Annotated in this window: 19 protein-coding genes and 1 tRNA gene; 9 read left to right on the top strand and 11 right to left on the bottom strand. The window is 70.7% G+C overall.

Features of this window, described 5'->3' with window-relative positions; genetic code table 11:
• Position 1: 1 nt before the first annotated feature.
• Positions 2-1,156 carry a M24 family metallopeptidase gene (locus NKG96_RS02620; protein WP_254536902.1) on the bottom strand — a complete coding sequence of 385 codons (1,155 nt, stop codon included), beginning with the start codon at positions 1,154-1,156 and terminating at the stop codon, positions 2-4.
• Between the two features lie 84 nt (positions 1,157-1,240).
• Here NKG96_RS02620 and NKG96_RS02615 point away from each other — a divergent pair.
• A tRNA-Ile gene (locus tag NKG96_RS02615) sits at positions 1,241-1,349 on the top strand.
• Between the two features lie 313 nt (positions 1,350-1,662).
• Here the strand turns inward: NKG96_RS02615 and NKG96_RS02610 are convergent.
• Together NKG96_RS02610 and NKG96_RS02605 are read right to left on the bottom strand one after the other, a co-directional pair.
• The gene (locus NKG96_RS02610) at positions 1,663-2,040 is read right to left on the bottom strand and encodes a DUF7522 family protein (protein WP_254536901.1); all 378 of its coding nucleotides are present in this window, start codon (positions 2,038-2,040) and stop codon (positions 1,663-1,665) included.
• A 234-nt stretch (positions 2,041-2,274) separates the two neighbouring features.
• On the bottom strand, positions 2,275-2,589 hold the full coding sequence (locus NKG96_RS02605; RefSeq protein ID WP_254536900.1) for an EthD family reductase: 315 nt from the start codon (positions 2,587-2,589) through the stop codon (positions 2,275-2,277).
• A 91-nt stretch (positions 2,590-2,680) separates the two neighbouring features.
• Between NKG96_RS02605 and NKG96_RS02600 the strand changes: the two genes are divergently transcribed.
• The gene (locus NKG96_RS02600; RefSeq protein WP_254538176.1) at positions 2,681-3,226 is read left to right on the top strand and encodes a hypothetical protein; all 546 of its coding nucleotides are present in this window, start codon (positions 2,681-2,683) and stop codon (positions 3,224-3,226) included.
• Positions 3,227-3,272: 46 nt separating this feature from the next.
• The gene (ubaA, locus tag NKG96_RS02595) at positions 3,273-4,097 is read left to right on the top strand and encodes an SAMP-activating enzyme E1 (protein WP_254536899.1); all 825 of its coding nucleotides are present in this window, start codon (positions 3,273-3,275) and stop codon (positions 4,095-4,097) included.
• Here the strand turns inward: ubaA and NKG96_RS02590 are convergent, their stop codons facing one another.
• Positions 4,098-4,514, bottom strand: a complete 417-nt coding sequence (locus tag NKG96_RS02590) for a desampylase (protein ID WP_254536898.1) — start codon at positions 4,512-4,514, stop codon at positions 4,098-4,100. It lies immediately after the preceding gene.
• 1 nt (position 4,515) lies between these two features.
• Positions 4,516-5,442 carry an ABC transporter substrate-binding protein gene (locus NKG96_RS02585; RefSeq protein WP_254536897.1) on the bottom strand — a complete coding sequence of 309 codons (927 nt, stop codon included), beginning with the start codon at positions 5,440-5,442 and terminating at the stop codon, positions 4,516-4,518.
• A gap of 266 nt (positions 5,443-5,708) precedes the next feature.
• Here NKG96_RS02585 and NKG96_RS02580 point away from each other — a divergent pair, with 266 nt between their 5' ends.
• Genes NKG96_RS02580 through NKG96_RS02570 form a run of 3 tightly spaced genes read left to right on the top strand, consistent with a single transcriptional unit; the run spans position 5,709 to position 7,324 of the window.
• Positions 5,709-6,419, top strand: coding sequence for a DUF6663 family protein (locus NKG96_RS02580; RefSeq protein WP_254536896.1), 711 nt, complete (start codon positions 5,709-5,711; stop codon positions 6,417-6,419).
• Positions 6,420-6,465: 46 nt separating this feature from the next.
• Positions 6,466-6,873 carry a DUF8159 domain-containing protein gene (locus tag NKG96_RS02575; protein WP_254536895.1) on the top strand — a complete coding sequence of 136 codons (408 nt, stop codon included), beginning with the start codon at positions 6,466-6,468 and terminating at the stop codon, positions 6,871-6,873.
• A gap of 28 nt (positions 6,874-6,901) precedes the next feature.
• The gene (locus NKG96_RS02570; protein ID WP_254536894.1) at positions 6,902-7,324 is read left to right on the top strand and encodes an acyl-CoA thioesterase; all 423 of its coding nucleotides are present in this window, start codon (positions 6,902-6,904) and stop codon (positions 7,322-7,324) included.
• A 367-nt stretch (positions 7,325-7,691) separates the two neighbouring features.
• On the opposite strand, the gene NKG96_RS02565 is transcribed toward NKG96_RS02570, so the two are convergent.
• Positions 7,692-8,321: a rubrerythrin family protein gene (locus tag NKG96_RS02565; protein WP_254536893.1), complete on the bottom strand. Its 630-nt coding sequence runs from the start codon at positions 8,319-8,321 to the stop codon at positions 7,692-7,694.
• Positions 8,322-8,417: 96 nt separating this feature from the next.
• On the opposite strand from NKG96_RS02565, the gene NKG96_RS02560 reads away from it, so the two are divergent.
• Positions 8,418-9,617 carry an MBL fold metallo-hydrolase gene (locus tag NKG96_RS02560; RefSeq protein ID WP_254536892.1) on the top strand — a complete coding sequence of 400 codons (1,200 nt, stop codon included), beginning with the start codon at positions 8,418-8,420 and terminating at the stop codon, positions 9,615-9,617.
• Positions 9,614-10,000 carry a DUF7988 family protein gene (locus NKG96_RS02555; RefSeq protein ID WP_254536891.1) on the top strand — a complete coding sequence of 129 codons (387 nt, stop codon included), beginning with the start codon at positions 9,614-9,616 and terminating at the stop codon, positions 9,998-10,000. Before NKG96_RS02560 ends, NKG96_RS02555 begins: the two co-directional genes overlap by 4 nt.
• A gap of 18 nt (positions 10,001-10,018) precedes the next feature.
• Here the strand turns inward: NKG96_RS02555 and NKG96_RS02550 are convergent, their stop codons facing one another.
• Both NKG96_RS02550 and NKG96_RS02545 read right to left on the bottom strand, forming a co-directional pair.
• Positions 10,019-10,774, bottom strand: coding sequence for an SDR family oxidoreductase (locus NKG96_RS02550; RefSeq protein ID WP_254536890.1), 756 nt, complete (start codon positions 10,772-10,774; stop codon positions 10,019-10,021).
• Between the two features lie 50 nt (positions 10,775-10,824).
• Positions 10,825-11,289, bottom strand: a complete 465-nt coding sequence (locus tag NKG96_RS02545; RefSeq protein ID WP_254536889.1) for a peroxiredoxin — start codon at positions 11,287-11,289, stop codon at positions 10,825-10,827.
• Positions 11,290-11,378: 89 nt separating this feature from the next.
• On the opposite strand from NKG96_RS02545, the gene NKG96_RS02540 reads away from it, so the two are divergent.
• Entirely contained in the window at positions 11,379-12,140 is a 762-nt protein-coding gene (locus NKG96_RS02540; RefSeq protein WP_254536888.1) for an SDR family NAD(P)-dependent oxidoreductase, read from the top strand.
• Positions 12,141-12,158: 18 nt separating this feature from the next.
• Here NKG96_RS02540 and NKG96_RS02535 read toward each other — a convergent pair whose 3' ends face one another.
• From NKG96_RS02535 to mutL, 3 genes are all read right to left on the bottom strand, one after another.
• Positions 12,159-13,388, bottom strand: coding sequence for a carboxypeptidase regulatory-like domain-containing protein (locus tag NKG96_RS02535; protein WP_254536887.1), 1,230 nt, complete (start codon positions 13,386-13,388; stop codon positions 12,159-12,161).
• Between the two features lie 87 nt (positions 13,389-13,475).
• Positions 13,476-14,435, bottom strand: a complete 960-nt coding sequence (locus NKG96_RS02530) for a sugar kinase (protein ID WP_254536886.1) — start codon at positions 14,433-14,435, stop codon at positions 13,476-13,478.
• Between the two features lie 69 nt (positions 14,436-14,504).
• A complete protein-coding gene (gene mutL, locus NKG96_RS02525; RefSeq protein WP_254536885.1) occupies positions 14,505-16,592 on the bottom strand; it encodes a DNA mismatch repair endonuclease MutL in 2,088 nt (695 codons plus the stop codon).
• Between the last annotated feature and the right edge of the window lie 75 nt (positions 16,593-16,667).

The raw sequence follows: 16,667 nt of genomic DNA, 5'->3' as shown, positions 1-16,667 counted from the left end.
ACTACCCCTCCCGTTCGAGCACCGCGGGCCGGTCGAGGGCGAGTTCGAGGTCGGTGCCGTCGTCGAGTTCCCCGACCGCATCGACCGACTGGGTCGGCCAGTCTCCCCCGTCGGTCGCCGTGAGTACCTCGTAGCCCTCCCCGGTGACGAGCACCGTGTCCTCGCTCTTGGCCCCCTCGACCGTCGGGTTCCACGCGTAGCCCATCGGGAGGACCACCGGCGCTTTGCCCCCCGGCGTGGCGATCCACTCGCGGCCCGCGAACCCCGCCGCGCCCCCCTGGTGGTGCCGTCGCCACTCGTCGGGCCAGCCGACCGCCTCGTAGGCCGACTGGAGGGCCGCGAACACGTCGCCCGCGGTGCCGCCTTTCGCCTCCTTGGCCGCCTCGGGGGAGCCCTCGAACCCCACCGCGCGGGTCGCGGCGAGGGCGCTCACCTCTACGGCGGAGGCGGCGTCGTGACGTTCTTCGAGCCACTCGGGCGGGTCGAACGCCACCGTCCGGGTGCAACTGGCGTACAGGCCGCCGCGCCGGGCCGTCACCGACGCCAGCGCGTACCCCCCGATTTCGGTGTCCGTCGGTGTGTAGTGGCGGTACGTGGGGGCGCGTTCCTCTCCGCCGACGAGTGCCACCGGGGAGTCGATGCCCGCGCGCGCCAGTCGCTCGCGCAGGTCGGCGGCCACCTCGCGTTCGGTGTCCTCGGGCGAACACTCGCGGCAGACCGCCTCGACGGCTTCCGCCGTCTCCCGGCCCAACGCACGGTAGGCCTCGCAGTCGTCGTCGGTCAGCGGTTGGCGGAGGGGCGAGGCGTCGAGGTCCTCGAACGACGACCCCGGCACGTCGAAGTCCACGGCGGCGGGGCGGGCGCTTCGCTCCGCGACGGCCTCCCCCAGTGTCGCGCCGAACCACTCGTAGGCCTCGACGGGCACGTCGTCGGGGAGTTCCTCCGCTCGCAGTCGGGGAGCCTCGATGTCGTCGGTGACGACTTCGAGTCCGTCGCCGTCGTAGCCCACCGCCGCGACGCCGACGTCGCCCGCGCGGTCCACGACGTTGTCGCCGCCGGTGAGCCACGCGAAGGAGGCGGAGCGGGCGAACCAGACCGCCTCGACGTCCTCCTCGTCGAGGAACTCGTCGAGTCGGGCGCGTTTCTCGGGGTGCATGCGTGGAAGTGGCAGGGTGGACGGTTGGGTCTGTCGGCGAGGGAGAGGAAACTACTTGACGACGGGGCGTTCACGCGAAAACGAGGGCCCTTAGCTAAGTCTGGTTACAGCCCCCGGCTCATATCGGTTCGCTGTCGTCGTGGCAGGTCCGTGGGACACCGGGTGATCGCTGGTTCAAATCCGGCAGGGCCCATGAGACCGACGCGCGTCAGCGCGTCGTGTCGAATCACCGCTGCCGATTTGAATGAAGGAAGTCGCAACCGCGAGCGGAGCGAGCGGTCCGTCTTCCTCTGGTTCAAATCCGGCAGGGCCCATCTCTGACGCGCGTCACCATCGAGCACCGCCGAGCGGCAGCGAGGCGTGTGCGAGAGCCGAGCAACTCGCGTCGGAGGGGCCGACCCGGATTTGAACTGTCGAGCAACTGGGAGGTGCGAGGTCTGGTTCAAATCCGACAGGGCAGACGGGAGCGACCAACTATCGGACTCGAAACGGAGGAGAGATGTGTTTCACTTCTCGGCCAGTACCTTCCGCATCGCCGTCGCCACCTCCTCGAACTGGGCGATTGGCATGCGGTCGGTGGTCGCGAACGCGCCCCGGTCGCCGTGCATCACGCGGACGACGTAGCCGTGGGAGAACGCCCGGACGGTGTACTCGTAGTCGCCCAGTTCCGTGTCGCCGTAGGTCTGCTGGGCGTCCACGCCGTGGCGTTCGTTCTCGACGAAGGCGTCGAGGGCCGCGCCGCGTTCGAGGTCGCTTCGCAGGTACAACTGCTCGAACTCGTCGGGCGTGAAGTAGACGAGGCTCCGCAGGTCGTCACCGATTGCGGTGCGAGAGGCGCTGACGAGCGATTCCCGCAGGGGGTCGGGGAGTGTCGTGGTGCTCATACGGGTAGGTACGGGGCCGGAGCGACATAGCGTTGTCCCGTGTTATCAATACTCACGATTCCGGCTGGTCGCGGACCCGACGCTCACCACCCCGAGAGCGCACGTCGCCCGTGGCTCCGCGAGAGGACGCCGAGGAAGGTGGCGACGTCACCGAGCGAAGCCCGGTTGGCCAACCGAAGCGCGATGCGCACCGGTGACGGCGGTGAGCGCCGCGCCCCCGCCGACCCTTCGGGGCTACTCGACGACGACGTGTTCCTCGACGACCAACTGGAGCATGTCGTCGTCGCCGGCGAAGTTCGCGAGGTCCGTCGCCGTCGCCTCCCCTGCCTCGCTCGCGAGGGCGGCGTCGAGTGCCGCCCGGTCGTCGAACCAGAGTTCCGCGAGGCCGTCGTACTGCGAGCGGTCCGGATCGTCGGGGAAGGAGACGGTGTACCGGCGGAGACCCGGGAGTTCGGCGGCGATGGGGGCGTGTTCCTCCAGCCAGTACTCCCGGAACGCCTCGAAGTCGGTGTCGTCGGGACGGTTCAGCCCGAAGACGAGTTTCTGCATGTCTCCCGGAACGTGTGCGCCGACCTAACCGTTCGGGCCGGACCAGTTCGGTAAGGGTGATAAGACCGGGGCAAGAACCACCCCGACAACCGTGAACACCGGAGACAGCTACGACCGGCGGACGTTCCTGAAGGCGAGTGCTGGCGCGGGCGCGGCGGCCCTCGGCGCCGCGACCGGCGCGGCGAGCGCACAGCAAGGTAACGAGAGCGGCAACCAGACCGCGGGGAACGGGACCGGTGGCAACCAGACGAGTGGGAACCAGACCGGGGGGAATCAGACCGGGGGGAATCAGACTGGGGGGAACGCGACGGCCGGCAATGCGACGGCTGGAAACGCCACGACGGGGAACCAGTCGACCGGAAACCAGACGAGCGGGAACGGCACCGGGGCAGGCAACGCCACCGGCAACGGGAGCGGTGGTGGCCAGACCGGCGGCGACGCCTCCGGTAACGGGTCCGGAAACGCCAGCGGCGGAGGCGGGTCCGGCGAGGGCGGGCCGGACGTCGACCCGACCTCCCTGCTGCTCATCCTCGGAGCGGCGGTGACGGCGGCGCTCTCGCCCGTCGTCCTCGCCGTCGTCCTCGCCATCACCGGTCGGGGCAGGCGGGAGGACGGCGGCCGAAGTCAGAAGTTCTGAGGCGAACGGGCCGGACGCTTATCAGCGTCCCCGTCCTTCCTCGGCCATGAGTGGCCTCTCGCTCGACCCGGAACAGCTAGACAGGTACTCCCGGCACATCATCATGGACGACGTGGGGCCGGCGGGCCAACAGCGCCTGCTCGACAGCCGCATCCTCTGTCTGGGCGCGGGCGGCCTCGGGTCGCCGGTCATCCAGTATCTCGCCGCCGCGGGCGTCGGGACCATCGGCATCGCCGACGACGACGTCGTCGAACGCTCGAACCTCCAGCGACAGGTCATCCACGGCGAGAGCGATATCGGCCGGTCGAAAGTCGAATCCGCCGCGGACTTCGTCGCCGAGCAGAACCCCGACGTGACCGTCGAGACGCACGAGACGCGCGTTACGAGCGAGAACGTCGAGGACCTCATCGGGGAGTACGACATCGTCGTCGACGGGTCGGACAACTTCGCCACCCGCTACCTCGTCAACGACGCCTGCACGCTGGCGGGCGTCCCCTTCTCCCACGGCGCCATCCTGCGCTTCGAGGGACAGGTGACGACCTTCGAGGCGCGCGAGGACGGCCCCTGCTACCGGTGTCTCTTCCCCGAGGCACCCCCCGCCGGGACGGTCCCCAGTTGCGCCGAGGCGGGCGTCCTCGGCGTCCTCCCGGGGACCGTCGGCTGCATCCAGGCGACCGAGGCGGTCAAGCTCGCGATGGACTACGGCGAGACGCTGGACGGCCGGCTCATCCTCTACGACGCGGGCGACATGACGTTCGACACCGTCGAGGTCAGGAAGAACCCCGACTGCCCGGTCTGCGGGGAGGACCCCGACATCGAGTCGGTCCACGACGTGACCTACGAGGACACCTGCTCGGTGGACGCGGACTGACTAGTCGACCCGGACCGCCTCCTCCTCGAACCGCTCGCCCGTCCAGCGCCAGCTCCCCACGAACGGCGCTGTCCCGTCCAGCGAGACGATGACGTAGGAGGCGTCGGGCCACGTCGCCTGCGCCTCGTCGGTGGCGCTCGGTCGCCGCGGCCCCCTCGGGTGGGAGTGGTAGAACCCCACCACCTCCCCATCGGCGTCCTCGACGGCACGCATGGCCGCCAACTGGTCGCCCGGGTCCAACTGGTAGCGCGTCTCCGGCGTCGAAGCGACGTTCGGGACTCGTTCGGCGCGTGAGACGCGACAGGTCCCAGCCTCCCGGCGACCCCCGAGCACCCCGCAGACCTCCTCGGGCGCGCCCTCGCGAGCGTGGGCGACCACGGCGTCGTACACCTCGGCGGGGAGTTCGAGCGTCGCCATCTCAGGGCGTGCCGTCGGACACCGTGCGGAGGGCGTCGAGGGGTCGGGCGGCGCTCGCCGGCAGCGTCTCGAACAGGTCCGGGTGGAGCAGGGCCGCGAGGTACTCGAGTGAGTCCACGAGGCGCACGCCCGGTCGGTTCACGTACTGGTGGCCGTCCATCGCGTAGGCGCGCCCCTCGCGGACGGCCGTCAGGTCCGCGAACCCCTCTCGGTCGGTGAGGTCCGCGAGGTTCTCGGCGGTCTGGTCGAGGTCGAACCCGCAGGGCGCCGCGACGAGCACCTCCGGGTCCACCTCGCGCACCGTCTCCCACTCCCGGGGCGTGGACGCGTCGGCGGGGAGGACGCACTCGCCCCCCGCCCACTCGATCATCTCGGGCACCCAGTGGCCCGCCGTCATCACGGGGTCCAACCAATCCAGGACGAGCGTCCGGGGACGCTCGTCGGCACGGGCGGCCGTCTCGCGGACCGCCTCGACTCGCCCCCGGAGGTCCGCGATGAGTTGGTCGGCGCAGTCCTCGCGGCCCGTCGCCGCCCCGATCCTGCGGACGTCGTCGAGGACGTCCGCGAGGCTGTGGGGGTCGGTGGTGAGTATTTCGCAGTCCAGCCCCAGTTCGTCGACGGCCTCCTCGACCAGCACCTCGTCGACGGCGCAGACGTCACAGAGCCCCTGCGTGACGACGAGGTCCGGGTCGGCCGCCGCGAGGACGTCGAGTCTCAGTTCGTAGACGCCGCCCCCCTCGCGTTCGGCGGCGAGGACCTGTCGGTCGATCTCGGCGCTCGACGCGCTCGCGTCCACGCGGGCGGCGTTCACGGCGGGCTTCTCCGCCGCCTCTGGCGGGTAGTCACACTCGTGAGAGACGGCCACGGGTTCGACGCCGAGGGCGTAGACGAGTTCGGTCGCCGACGGCAACAGCGAGACGACGCGCATACCTCGCCTACGCGGGCCACCGCCGTCAACCTCCGGGTAGTGTGCGATTTGAACTGAAGGTCACTATATAGAGAAAGTACTTATCGTCTGACTACCAACAGGGGGTATGGACAGCGCAGAAACCACCGTCGGATGGGGCGAGGGCGACAGTACGATTCGGCGTCTCGTGAGCGAGGCGGCAGAGGCGGGCGTGAACGCGTATCTCCGACACCGGTAGGCGCGTCGTTTTCGACAGCGAATTAGGCCGCGGCCCGATAGTGCCGCCGATGGACCGACTCCGCGTCCTCGACAGCACGCGCGCGGCCGACGAGTTCCTCCTCCTCGACCCCGAGACGGCCGACCCGACGTACGTCGCCCGGACAGGCTACGACGACCCGCTCGCGGAGCACGTCGCCGCGGTGGAACCCGGCAACCTCGTGGCGTGCGAGGTGGACTGGACCGGCGAGCGACCCCGCTTCGACGCCTGCGAGGTGGTCGAACGGACACGTTTCGCGTTCGCCCGCGACGTGACGAACCTCTTCGAGGCGGCCGTCGAGTGCTGGCGCGAGGCCGAGCACGGCGGCGAGGCGATGAACTCTCGCCTCACGCGGGGCACCGACGGGGACGTCAACGGCGTCTGTTACGTCTTCGCCGACCAACCCGGCCAGCGCGACCTGTTCGAGGAGTTCCGCGACGGCACGAAACCCCTCGACCCCCTGCTCGCGGCCGTGACGGGAGCCGACCCCCCCTACGAGGTGTTCGTCCTCGACCCGGCCGACCACCCGTTCGTCGTCGTCTACATCGCGCTCGAACGCGGCGGCCTGCTGGCCCGGACCGTCCGCGAGACGTACGGGCTGGACGGCGAGGCGGACGACGGAAGCGGCAGGGCGGACGAAGACGGCGGCGATAGAGCCGGCGGAGACGACGAGTTCGGCGGCCTCGCGGACCTCGACGGGCTGACGGGCCCCGACGACGCCGGGGACGACCCGACGGGCTGACGTGGCCGACCGCACGCTTTTGTCCGCGCCCGCCGTTCCTCGGGGTATGTCCGGGCTCGACGTCGATGCGCTCGCCGACCACCTCGAGACGAACCTGATGAGTCAGAACGTCTACCTCGTGGACGCGGGGACGGTCGACGGAACGCTCGAACTCGTCTACGAGACGGTCGTTCCCGCCGGGGGGGTCCCCCCGCGACAGGTCGGGCAGGTGGTCGTCGCCCTCCGGAAGTACGACGGGTGGGAACACCGGGACATCGGGGCGACCCTCACCAACCCCGAGGGCGTCGTCCACGGGACGTGGGAGGTCCGCGAGTCGTGGCTCCGCGCCCTCGACGACGGCGAACTGAGCGAGGTGGAGTTCTCCGAGAAGGCCATCGACGCCGTCCGTGGGTGGGGACCGCGGACGGAGACCGACGCCGAGACCGAGGCCGACGCGGGCACCGAGACCGAGTAGTTACCTCCCCCCGCGACCCTCCCCCGATATGCACGACGTCTTCGAGAACCGCGTGCGCTTCGCCGAGACGGACCAGCAGGGGGTCGTCTTCTACGGCGAGTACGTCACCTTCCAGGACGAGGCGATAAACGCCTTCTTCCGGGCCATCGACTACGACTACGCGGCCATCCGGGCCGCCGACTGGGACGTCCACGTCGCGCACGTCGACCTCGACTACCGCCGTCCGGCCCACTTCGAGGACGAACTGGTCACCGCCGTCCGGGTCGAACGCATCGGTCGCGCGAGCATCTTCTTTGCCACCCGGACCCGACGAAAGCGCGACGACGAGGTGCTCGCAGAGGGCCACGTCGTCCACGTCGCCGTGGACGGGGACGGCGAGACGACCCGCGTCCCCGACGACTTCCGCGAGGCCGTCGACGCCTTCCAGGACGAACCGCCCGAACAGGAGTGAGCGAGGGTTCAAGTGAGAGGGCGGGACCACCCGACCCCATGCACTGACGAGCGACGCCGGACGTGACGCGGGTGCGGGGCGCGACGCGCCCCGGCGTCGGTCACGACGCGCGACTGGGCGTTCGGTGAGGGAAAGTCGCCTGTTCGCCAGACGGAATCGTAGCGTTGCGGTCGGGGGAAAGAGAGCGTCCGCGTCGCGGAGCGACGCGGTTCTGGGAGCCTGCGAGACGCTTCGCGTCTCGCAATGCAGGGTTTTTCGAGGAGGGCGAGACGGCGGAGCCGTCTCGCTTCCCCACGGGCGACTCACGGGTCGCCCGTGGAGAGCGGTGGCGCTTCGCACCATCCGACGACGAAAAGCGTGGGGACTCCTAGCAGACGGGCTTCGGGTCGATGCCCATCCCTTCGAGGCTCTCGGCGTACTCCTCGTAGGCCAACTGGATGGTCTGGACGGCGGCCGTCTGCGCGCGCTCCCACTGGGCGTCCTCGGCACAGAGGTCCGCAAGGAGCCGTGCGCCCGACTCCACCTGTTCGTCCGTCTCCGCACGGATGTCCCGGAAGAGGTCGGCCGTCGCCTCGTCCGACTCGTTGACGAAGTAGTTGATGGTCTGGAGGAGCGACCGCGAGGAGACCATCCCGCGGGCGACGACGCCGGCGGCGACGCGCTCGATGGCGTCGTCCAGGCCGCGGAGATACTCGTGCAGTTCGTCCTCGTCGGCCTCGGAAACCGTCTCCAGGTGTTCTGCGATGCGGTCGTAGTGGTCCTGCTCCTGTCCGAGGATGCGCTCGAAGGTGGTCTGCGCCTCGGTGTTGGCCTCCGTCGTCGACCACTGCTCGAACGTCTCGATAGCGCGCTGCTCGGCCTGCGCCGCTGACTCGAGGACGCGGTCGTCCTCCAGCTGGGCAGCCGTCGTCGCGACCAGCGCCTTCTCGCTGCCGAGGCGGTCCAGTTCCTGTGCGCACTCCTCGCGGACGGTCGCGGTGAACTCCTCCTCGTTCATGCTCGACGGGACTCGCGCCGGCCGTATGAAGGATGTCCCCCACGAGCTGATACGTTCGCCCGGGAGCTTATTCGCCCGCCGAGCGTCCCCCGGTACGTGAGCCAGGAGTACCCGGATCCCGAACGACCGGTCACGTCGCTCGACGCGCGGGAGGTGCGGCGTCGACTCGCCGCCGGGGAGTCGGTCCACCTCCTCGACGTGCGCAACCGGAGCGAGATAGACGCGTGGCGCATCGAGGGCGAGAACGTCGACCGGACCGACGTCCCCTACATGAAATTCGTCGCCGCCGAGGCGACCGACAGCGTCGCGGACCTCGTCGAGAACGTCGCGGAACCCGTCGTCGCCGTCTGCGCCCGTGGGGAGGCGAGCGCGTACGTCGCGAGCCTCCTCGAAGGGGAGGGCATCGAGGCGGCGAACCTCGCCGGCGGGATGGAGGGGTGGGCGCGCCTCTACGAAGCGACGACCGTCTCCGAGGAGCCACGGGTCGTGCAGTACGCGCGCCCGTCCAGCGGGTGTCTGGCCTACCTCGTCGTCAGCGACGGCGAGGCGGCCGTCGTCGACCCGCTTCGCGCGTTCGCCGACCGCTACGTCGAGGACGCACGGGAGTACGGCGCCGAACTGCGCTACGCACTCGACACCCACGTCCACGCCGACCACGTCTCCGCACTCCGCGAACTCGCCGAGGAGGGAGTCGGGCCGGTCCTTCCGGCCGAGGCGACGGAGCGTGGACTCGCCGACCCGGAGCGGTTCACGCTCCTCGAAGCGGGCGACTCGCTCGCGGTGGGCAGAGCGACCGTCGAGGCGGTGGCCGCGCCGGGCCACACCACCGAGATGACGGCCTATCGCGTTCGGAGTGGAGGCGACGAGACCGAGGACGGCGGACGCGAGGAGGGAGGAGACGTCCTCCTGACCGGTGACGGCCTGTTCACAGAACGCGTCCCCCGGCCGGACCTCGAAGCGGGCGACGAGGGGGCCGCCGACCACGCCCGCGACCTCCACCGGACGCTCGTCGGGCGGTTCGCCGACCTGCCCGACGACGCCCTCGTCGCGCCGGGGCACTACGACCCCGCGGACGGCGGGGCCGGCCCGCACGTCGCCCGACTCGGGGACCTGCGCGAGTCCCTGCCCGCCTTCGGGATGAGCGAGGAGGAGTTCGTCGCGTACGTCACCGAGCGCATGGGGGCGCGCCCGGCGAACTTCGAGCGAGTCATCGCGGTGAACCTCGGGCGCGAGGCGGTCGACGAGGGAACCGCCTTCGAACTCGAACTCGGGCCGAACAACTGCGCAGCGGGATGAACGTCGAGAGCGACGTGCGGGCGTACCTGCTCTCCGAGCACCGGTCGCTCGTGGTGGCGGTGCTGTCGTGTGCGGAGGCCGTCGAGGGGACGCCGGACGACCGACTCGGGGACTACCTGGAGGCGTGCCTGCGCGAGTCGGGCGTGTTCGATCGCCTTCCGAACGTCCTCGCCGGAGCGGTCGACGCCGCGGGCGAGGAACTCCGGGCGCGGCCGGTGGCCGGACCGCCCTACGTCGTCGTCACGGGCGTCGGCCCCGTCCTCCGTGCCACCCTCGACCCGGGGCGACTCGTCGTCACCGTCGCGGCCTTCGAGAAGGGGCCCTCGGGATACGTCCGGGCGGGCCGGACGCCCGAGGAGGCCCTCCGCGTCGAACTGCGCTGAGTTCGGAACCCCCAGGACTCAGAACAGCGTCAGTTTGTCGCGGTTGTAGAGGTCGAGTTCGCTCACCATCGAGGGGGACTGTCGGGCGACGTAGGCGACGGCCTCGGCAACCTCCTCGGGTTCGACCGCCTCGCCGGGCGCGAACCGGTCTTTGAACTTGCCGCTCCCGTCGAGGTCACCGCTGCCGGGCACCTCGAACTCCGTGCGGACGGCCGCGGGGTTGATGACGGAGACGGCGACGCCCTCGTCGCCGACCTGTGCGGCCACGCTGTGGGCGAACCCGCGGGTCCACCACTTCGTGGCGGCGTACACCGGGTTGAAGGGGCGGGGGTACTGCCCCGCGAAGCTCCCGATGAAGACGATCGTCCCCTCGGACTCGCGGACGTGAGGGAGGGCCGCCCGCGTCGCGAAGAACATCCCGTCGACGTTCGTGTCCATCATCAGCCGGTACTCGTCCGTCGAGAGGTCCTCGACGCTGGACCCGCGGGCGAGGCCGGCGTTGTTCACGAGGACGTCGAGGCCGCCGAACCGGTCGACCGCCGTCTCGACGAGCTCCTCGACCATCACCTCCTCACGCACGTCGGTCGGGACGGCGGCCGCCTCCACGTCGAACTCGTCTTCGAGTTCCTCGCGCAGGTCGACGAGGTGCTGTTTGCGCCGGGCCGCGAGCGCCACGTTCGCGCCGTCCCGAGCCAGGTGGCGGGCCGTCGCCGCGCCGATGCCGGAACTCGCGCCAGTCACTACCGCCGACTTCCCGTCGAGGGGTCGTGTCATGCGATGACGTTCCGCGGGGGAGGGCGTCGTTCTTTCGCTCCGGACGACGCCTACGCGGACGTGCCGCCCCCGTCGAGGGCAGCCAGCACCTCTTCGGCGTGGCCCGCCGGCGAGACCCCCTCGAACACCGCCACCACGTCGCCGTCGCGGACGACGAACGTGTTCCGGAAGGCCCCCTCGAAGGTCTTCCCGCCCACCCGTTTCTCGCCGTAGGAGTCGTACTGTCGGGCGACCGACCCGTCGGCGTCCGACAGCAGGCGGAAGGGCAGATCGTACTTCTCCGCGAAGTCGGCGAGGTCGTCGACGGAATCGTCGCTGATGCCGAAGACGGGGACGGCACGCTCCTCGAAGGCGTCCCACGCGTCGCGGAAGCCGCAGGCCTCGGTGGTACAGCCGGGCGTGTCCGCCCGGGGGTAGAAGTAGACCACCGCGGCCCCCTCCTCGGGGAGTTCGACGGTGTCGCCGTGCTGGTCGGGCAGTTCGAACCGGGGGGCGTCGTCACCGGGAGCGAGCATGGAGGTGTGTGGGCACAGGACGGGGAATCGCTTGCGGTCGACGCCGGACCTGCTCCCGGTTTTATGTCACCACACCCCGTGGCCCGTGTATGCGATTCGACGGCAAGACGGTCTTCATTACGGGTGCTGGTGCGGGTATCGGGGAAGCGACGGCACTGCGGGCCGCCGAGGAGGGTGCACACGTCGTCGTCACCGACGTCGACAGGGAGGGTGCCGAGGCGACGACGACCGCCATCCGCGAGGCGGGTGGCGAGGCTGTCACCCACGAACTCGACGTGACGAACGCCGACCGCTTTCACGACCTCGTGCAGGCCACCGACGAGAAGTACGGCCTCGACGTCCTCGTCAACAACGCCGGGACGGGCCATCCGCCCGCCTACACGGAGGAGACGGACGCCGAGACGCGCGACTTCGTGATGGACATCAACGTCAACGGGGTCTGGAACGGCTGTCACGCCGCGTTGCCCATCATGAAAGAACAGGGGTCGGGGAGCATCGTCAACGTGGCCTCGCTGGCGGCGCTGTACGGTCTCCCGAAGCAGGCCGTCTACTCGCTGACGAAGGGCGCGGTGTTGAACTTCACGCGGGCCGTCGCCGCCGAGGCGGGGCCGAAGGGCGTGCGCGCCAACGCCGTCTGTCCGGGCTTCGTCAACACCGACCTCGGCAGACAGCACTGGGAGTCGAAGGAGGACCCGGAGGCGGCGAAGCAGGCAATGTTGCGTCGGTACCCCCTGCGCCGACTCGGCGAACCCGAGGAGATCGCGGACGCCATCTGCTTTCTCGCCAGCGACGAGGCGTCGTGGGTGACGGGCCACGGACTGGTCATCGACGGCGGGTTCTCGACGAGCTAGGGAGGGGAACGCGGTTCTTCAGCGCCGCCGGCCGAGCAGGAGTGCCGAGAGGGCGAGGGCGAGGGCGGCCGCGAGGACGCCGAAGCCCGGCCCGTCGCCGCTGGAGGTGGTCGTGGTGGGGGCGGGCGTGTCGGTGGGTTCGCTGGTGGTCGGTTCGGGCGTGTCGGTCGCCGTCCGGGTCGCCTGCCCGGCGCTGACCCCCTCGACGGTCACCGACTCGGCGGTGACGTTGCCCGTCGTCGCGGCGAGTTCGTGGTCGCCGGCCGACGGGATGCGGACGCGGGCGACGCCGTCGGCGCCGGTGGTCGCCACCGACTCGCCGTCGAGGGTGAGGGTGGCGTCCGCGACGGCCTCGTCGTACTCGTCGGTCACCTCGACGCGGACCGTCTGGTTGACCACGACCTGCGTGTTCGCGGGCGAGACGGTCAGCGAGGGGGTGCGCCGGATGCCGTAGGTGACGGTGGTGCCCGACTCGTTGACGACGAGTCGTTCGGTCCCGGTCCGGTAGCCGTCGTTCGAGACGCGCACCTCGAAGACGGAGTTGACGGGGATGCCGATGGTCGCCGCGCCGTCCTGCGAGGTGTTGAGCGTCGCCAGCGACCCGACGCGGACCGTCGACCCGGCGAGCGTCCGGTTCTCCGCGAAGTGGTCGTCGACGACGCGGAATGTCACGGAGACGGACCCCTGTTCGAGCGACACCGTCCGGAAGACGTCGCCTGTGACCGACAGCGAGCGCTCGACGGCGTAGTAGCCGGGCTTGACGATTCTCAGGTCGTACGACCCCTGCTCGATGGTGCCCGTCTGGAACCCGCCGTTCTCGTTGGTCGACCCGCTGACGACCGCCTCGCCGTCGCGCGAGACGACGACGTGGGCGTTCGCCAGCCCCTGACTCCCCTCGGCGACGCGGACGACGGCCGACCCCTGCCGGGCCACCTCGACGGTCACCTCGCCGCCCTGCGCGTCAGTGACGACGAACGGCGCGTTGCGGACGTAGCGGTCGTCCGCGACGGTGATGGTCACGTCGCTGCCCTCGGGAACGTCGATGAGTGCCTGTCCGTTCGACCGGGTCGTCTCGGTGGCCTCGCCGCCGTCCCACGAGACGGTCAACTCCGCACCGCCGACCGGGTCGCCGTCCTCGTTCACGACGGTCACGGTGAGCGTCACGTCCTCGGTCTGTGCGAGGGCTGTCGGTGCGATGGCCGACGCGAGGACGAGAAGCGCACAGACCACCACGTAGTTCGTTCTCATACCGACGGGTGAGTGTCTTTCTTACAAATCAGTATCGTCTCAGTACGTAGTGGTGAGAGGATTTCGAGTTACGGCGTCGCCGTCGGATTACTGACTGCGCCGGTCTCGCTCGTCGTCCATCCGCGCGACGACCTCCGCGATGTCGGCCGCAGTCGCCGTCGAGAGCGGTCCCGGAACCGTCCGCGCCAGCGTCTCGGCGGCGACGGCGTCGGCCAGCGTCTCCGCCGCCCCCGCGCCCGCCATCGTCCGTGCGAGGACCACGCCCGCGAAGGCGTCCGCCGCCCCGGTCGGGTCGACGACGCGCGTCTCGGTGGCCGCACGCTGGTGGCAGGTCGCGTCCTCCCAGAGGACGCCGCCCCGGTCGCCGCGCGTGAGGGCGACGCGCTCGAAATCGTGGGCCGTCGCCAGTGCGTGGGCCAGTTCGCGGGCCGTCCCGTCGCGCCCGAGGACGGCCCGCACGTCCGACTCGCGAGCCACGAGGACGTCCACGTCCGAGAACAGGTCGCGGACCGTCTCGCGGGCCGCCTCGGGCGACCAGCGCCCCCGGGGGCCGAGGCCGAACGCCGTGCGGACGCCCGCGTTGCTCGCCGTCGCCAGCAACGTCGCGCAGGTCCGCACGAGGTCACGCGAGAGCGCCATCGTCGCCGCCGTCGTGTAGAACGCCCCCGCGCCCCGGAGGCGGTCGACGCTGAGGTCCTCCGGGGCCAGTCGCGTGACCGCCGCCCCCGCCGCGTCGTCGACGGTGACGTCGGGACGCGGGTCGCTCCCCCGTTCGAAGTAGCGAACACCCTGTCGCTCCCCGCCGTCGGCCCAGACGACGTCCGCGTCGAGGCCGTGCCCGCGCAGGGTGCCCGCGATGCGCCGCCCCAGCGGGGAGTCCGGGAGCTTCGAGAGCCACACCGACTCGACGCCGAGGCGGGCGGCCGCAACCGCCGCGTTCGACTCCGCACCGTCGACGTGGACCCGGAGGCCGTCGGCCGTCACGAGTCGCTCGCGGTCGGGCGCGGCGAGGTGGAGCGACGCCTCCCCGAACGTGACGAGCGTCACGGTTCCACCCGCCCGCCGGACGGTGTCGATTCCGTGTTCATATTTTTGACTGTCTCTACTCGGATAAAATCATTCCGCCCGTCGCCCCGCGTGGCCGGGGTAGTCCCGTTCGAAGCGGTCTTCGATCTCCTCGCGGTCGAACGCGACGACGGTCGGCCGCCCGTGCGGGCAGGCGTAGGGGTTCTCGCAGTCGTCCAGTCGGGAGAGCAGGTCGACGACCGACCCCTCCGTCAGCGACGTGTTGCCCGTGATGGAGGGGTAGCAGGCGAGGTCAGCGAGCAGTTCGTCCGCGGCGGCCTCCACGGTGGCCGCCCCGTCGCCCGCGACGAACGCCGTCAGCAGGTCCCGGACGAGGTCCTCGCGCCCTGTCAGCAGGGCCGGAACCGTCCTGACCTCCGCGATTCGGTCGTCGTCCGGCGCGAGCGAGGCGTGGAAGCCGAGCGACGCGAGGGCGTCCGCGAACTCCTCGAACAGCGCCGCCTCGCGGGCCGTGAGTTCCAGTCGGACGGGTTCGGCGAGCGACTGGACGTCCACGCCGTCGGCGAACGCCGCCCTGAGTCGTTCGTAGTTCACCCGCTCGTCGGCGGCGTGCTGGTCGACCAGCACCAGACCGTCGTCGGTGGCCGCCACGACGTACGTGTCGTCGTACTGCCCGAGGACGTCGAGGGCGGGCAGGCGGTCGTACTCGCGTTCGGACTCGGGCGCGCGCCCCGACAGGCGGGTCTGTTCGGTCGCCGCGCGGAACTTCCGGTCCCGGCGGTCGTGGGGGTCAGTCGAGGACTCGGGTGAGGAACCGTCGTCCGTCCCCGTCGCCCGATTGCCGCCACGTTCCTCGACGGTGGACGAATCGGTGGATTCGTCGTCGCTCGCCGCACTCGACTGTCCGACGTCGACCGACTCGACGCCCGCCGAGTCGACGTCCGCGGCGGCCCGCCCGCGCGCCTCCCACCCGTCGTCCGCGTGGGCCTCGCTGTCGGTACGACTGGCCCGTCCTCGCCGACTCCGCTGACTCTCCCGACTCGCCGACGTCTCCGGCGTGCCCGGGTCGGGGGCGTCGTCCGTCTCGGCCTCTTCGCCAGACTCGGGTGCGATTTCGGTCTGGTCGGGGGCCGACCTGCCACGAGGCGCGCCCGAGCGAATCAGGCCCTCGTCGAGGAGGGCGCGTTCGACGGCGTGTTCGACCTGCGCGCGGGCGCCCGCCTCGTCGGCGAACCTGATCTCCAGTTTGCGGGGGTGGACGTTGACGTCCACCGTCGCGGGGTCCACGTCGAGGGAGACGACGGCGAGGGGGTAGCGGTCGGGGGCCAGTTGCGTCCCGTAGGCGTCGACGATGGCCTCGCGGACGGCGCTCGCGGTGACGAACCGCCCGTTGACGAACGTGGCGCAGTACTCCCGACTCGCGCGGGTCGTCTCGGGGTGGCTCACGAGGCCGGAGACGCCGTCGAGGGGGCCGTCCGGGAGCGTGTCGGGGGCCACGGGGACCATCGCGCTCGCCACCTCTCGTCCGTAGACGTTCATCACTGTCGAGCGCAGGTCGCCCCGCCCGGTGGTGGCAAAGCGCTCCCGCCCGTCCGCCTCGAAGGCGACGGCCACGTCTGGGTTCGCGAGGGCGTAGCCCGTGACGATTCGCTGGACGTGGTCGGCCTCCGTCGAGGGCTGTTTGAGGTACTTCCGGCGCGCCGGGACGTTGAAGAACAGGTCCGACACCGCTACGGTGGTCCCCTCAGGACATCCCGCCGGCCCCACGGACTGCACGTCGCCGCCGCGGACGACGAGTTCGGTTCCCTGGCCGCCGCCACGGGGTTTGGTGGTGGCGGTGAGTTCCGAGACGGCCCCGATGGCGTGGAGGGCCTCCCCCCGGAAGCCGAGGGTGGCGACGCCCGATTCGAGGTCCTCGATGTCGCGTATCTTCGAGGTGGTGTGCTGTTCGACGCTCCGCTCGACCGCCTCGCGGGACATCCCGACGCCGTCGTCGGTGACGCGGACCCCGTCGATGCCGCCGCTCTCGACGGCGACGCGCACCCGCGAGGCGTCGGCGTCGATGGCGTTCTCGACGAGTTCTTTTACTACAGAGGCAGGCCGCTCGACCACCTCGCCGGCGGCGATTCGCTCGACGGTCTTCGGGTCGAGCGCACGGATGTCCCTCGTGTCCGTCACCGGGCGCTCACCTCGCTCTCGGGCGTGCGGGTCATACGAGCGACCGAGGGGAGTCGCTCACATGAATCCCGCGCT

The sequence above is a fragment of the Halomarina litorea genome (assembly GCF_024227715.1).
Taxonomy (GTDB): Archaea; Halobacteriota; Halobacteria; order Halobacteriales; family Haloarculaceae; genus Halomarina; species Halomarina litorea.
This window is presented reverse-complemented; position numbering and strand designations above follow the sequence as displayed.

Coding starts and splice junctions, on each gene's coding strand:
- NKG96_RS02565 (WP_254536893.1), bottom strand. CDS start 8,321: ATGAACGAGGAGGAGTTCACCGCGACCGTCCGCGAGGAGTGCGCACAG.
- NKG96_RS02580 (WP_254536896.1), top strand. CDS start 5,709: ATGGACCGACTCCGCGTCCTCGACAGCACGCGCGCGGCCGACGAGTTC.
- NKG96_RS02550 (WP_254536890.1), bottom strand. CDS start 10,774: ATGACACGACCCCTCGACGGGAAGTCGGCGGTAGTGACTGGCGCGAGT.
- NKG96_RS02540 (WP_254536888.1), top strand. CDS start 11,379: ATGCGATTCGACGGCAAGACGGTCTTCATTACGGGTGCTGGTGCGGGT.
- NKG96_RS02570 (WP_254536894.1), top strand. CDS start 6,902: ATGCACGACGTCTTCGAGAACCGCGTGCGCTTCGCCGAGACGGACCAG.
- ubaA (WP_254536899.1), top strand. CDS start 3,273: ATGAGTGGCCTCTCGCTCGACCCGGAACAGCTAGACAGGTACTCCCGG.
- NKG96_RS02575 (WP_254536895.1), top strand. CDS start 6,466: ATGTCCGGGCTCGACGTCGATGCGCTCGCCGACCACCTCGAGACGAAC.
- NKG96_RS02535 (WP_254536887.1), bottom strand. CDS start 13,388: ATGAGAACGAACTACGTGGTGGTCTGTGCGCTTCTCGTCCTCGCGTCG.
- NKG96_RS02555 (WP_254536891.1), top strand. CDS start 9,614: ATGAACGTCGAGAGCGACGTGCGGGCGTACCTGCTCTCCGAGCACCGG.
- NKG96_RS02545 (WP_254536889.1), bottom strand. CDS start 11,289: ATGCTCGCTCCCGGTGACGACGCCCCCCGGTTCGAACTGCCCGACCAG.
- NKG96_RS02585 (WP_254536897.1), bottom strand. CDS start 5,442: ATGCGCGTCGTCTCGCTGTTGCCGTCGGCGACCGAACTCGTCTACGCC.
- NKG96_RS02590 (WP_254536898.1), bottom strand. CDS start 4,514: ATGGCGACGCTCGAACTCCCCGCCGAGGTGTACGACGCCGTGGTCGCC.
- NKG96_RS02605 (WP_254536900.1), bottom strand. CDS start 2,589: ATGCAGAAACTCGTCTTCGGGCTGAACCGTCCCGACGACACCGACTTC.
- NKG96_RS02610 (WP_254536901.1), bottom strand. CDS start 2,040: ATGAGCACCACGACACTCCCCGACCCCCTGCGGGAATCGCTCGTCAGC.
- NKG96_RS02620 (WP_254536902.1), bottom strand. CDS start 1,156: ATGCACCCCGAGAAACGCGCCCGACTCGACGAGTTCCTCGACGAGGAG.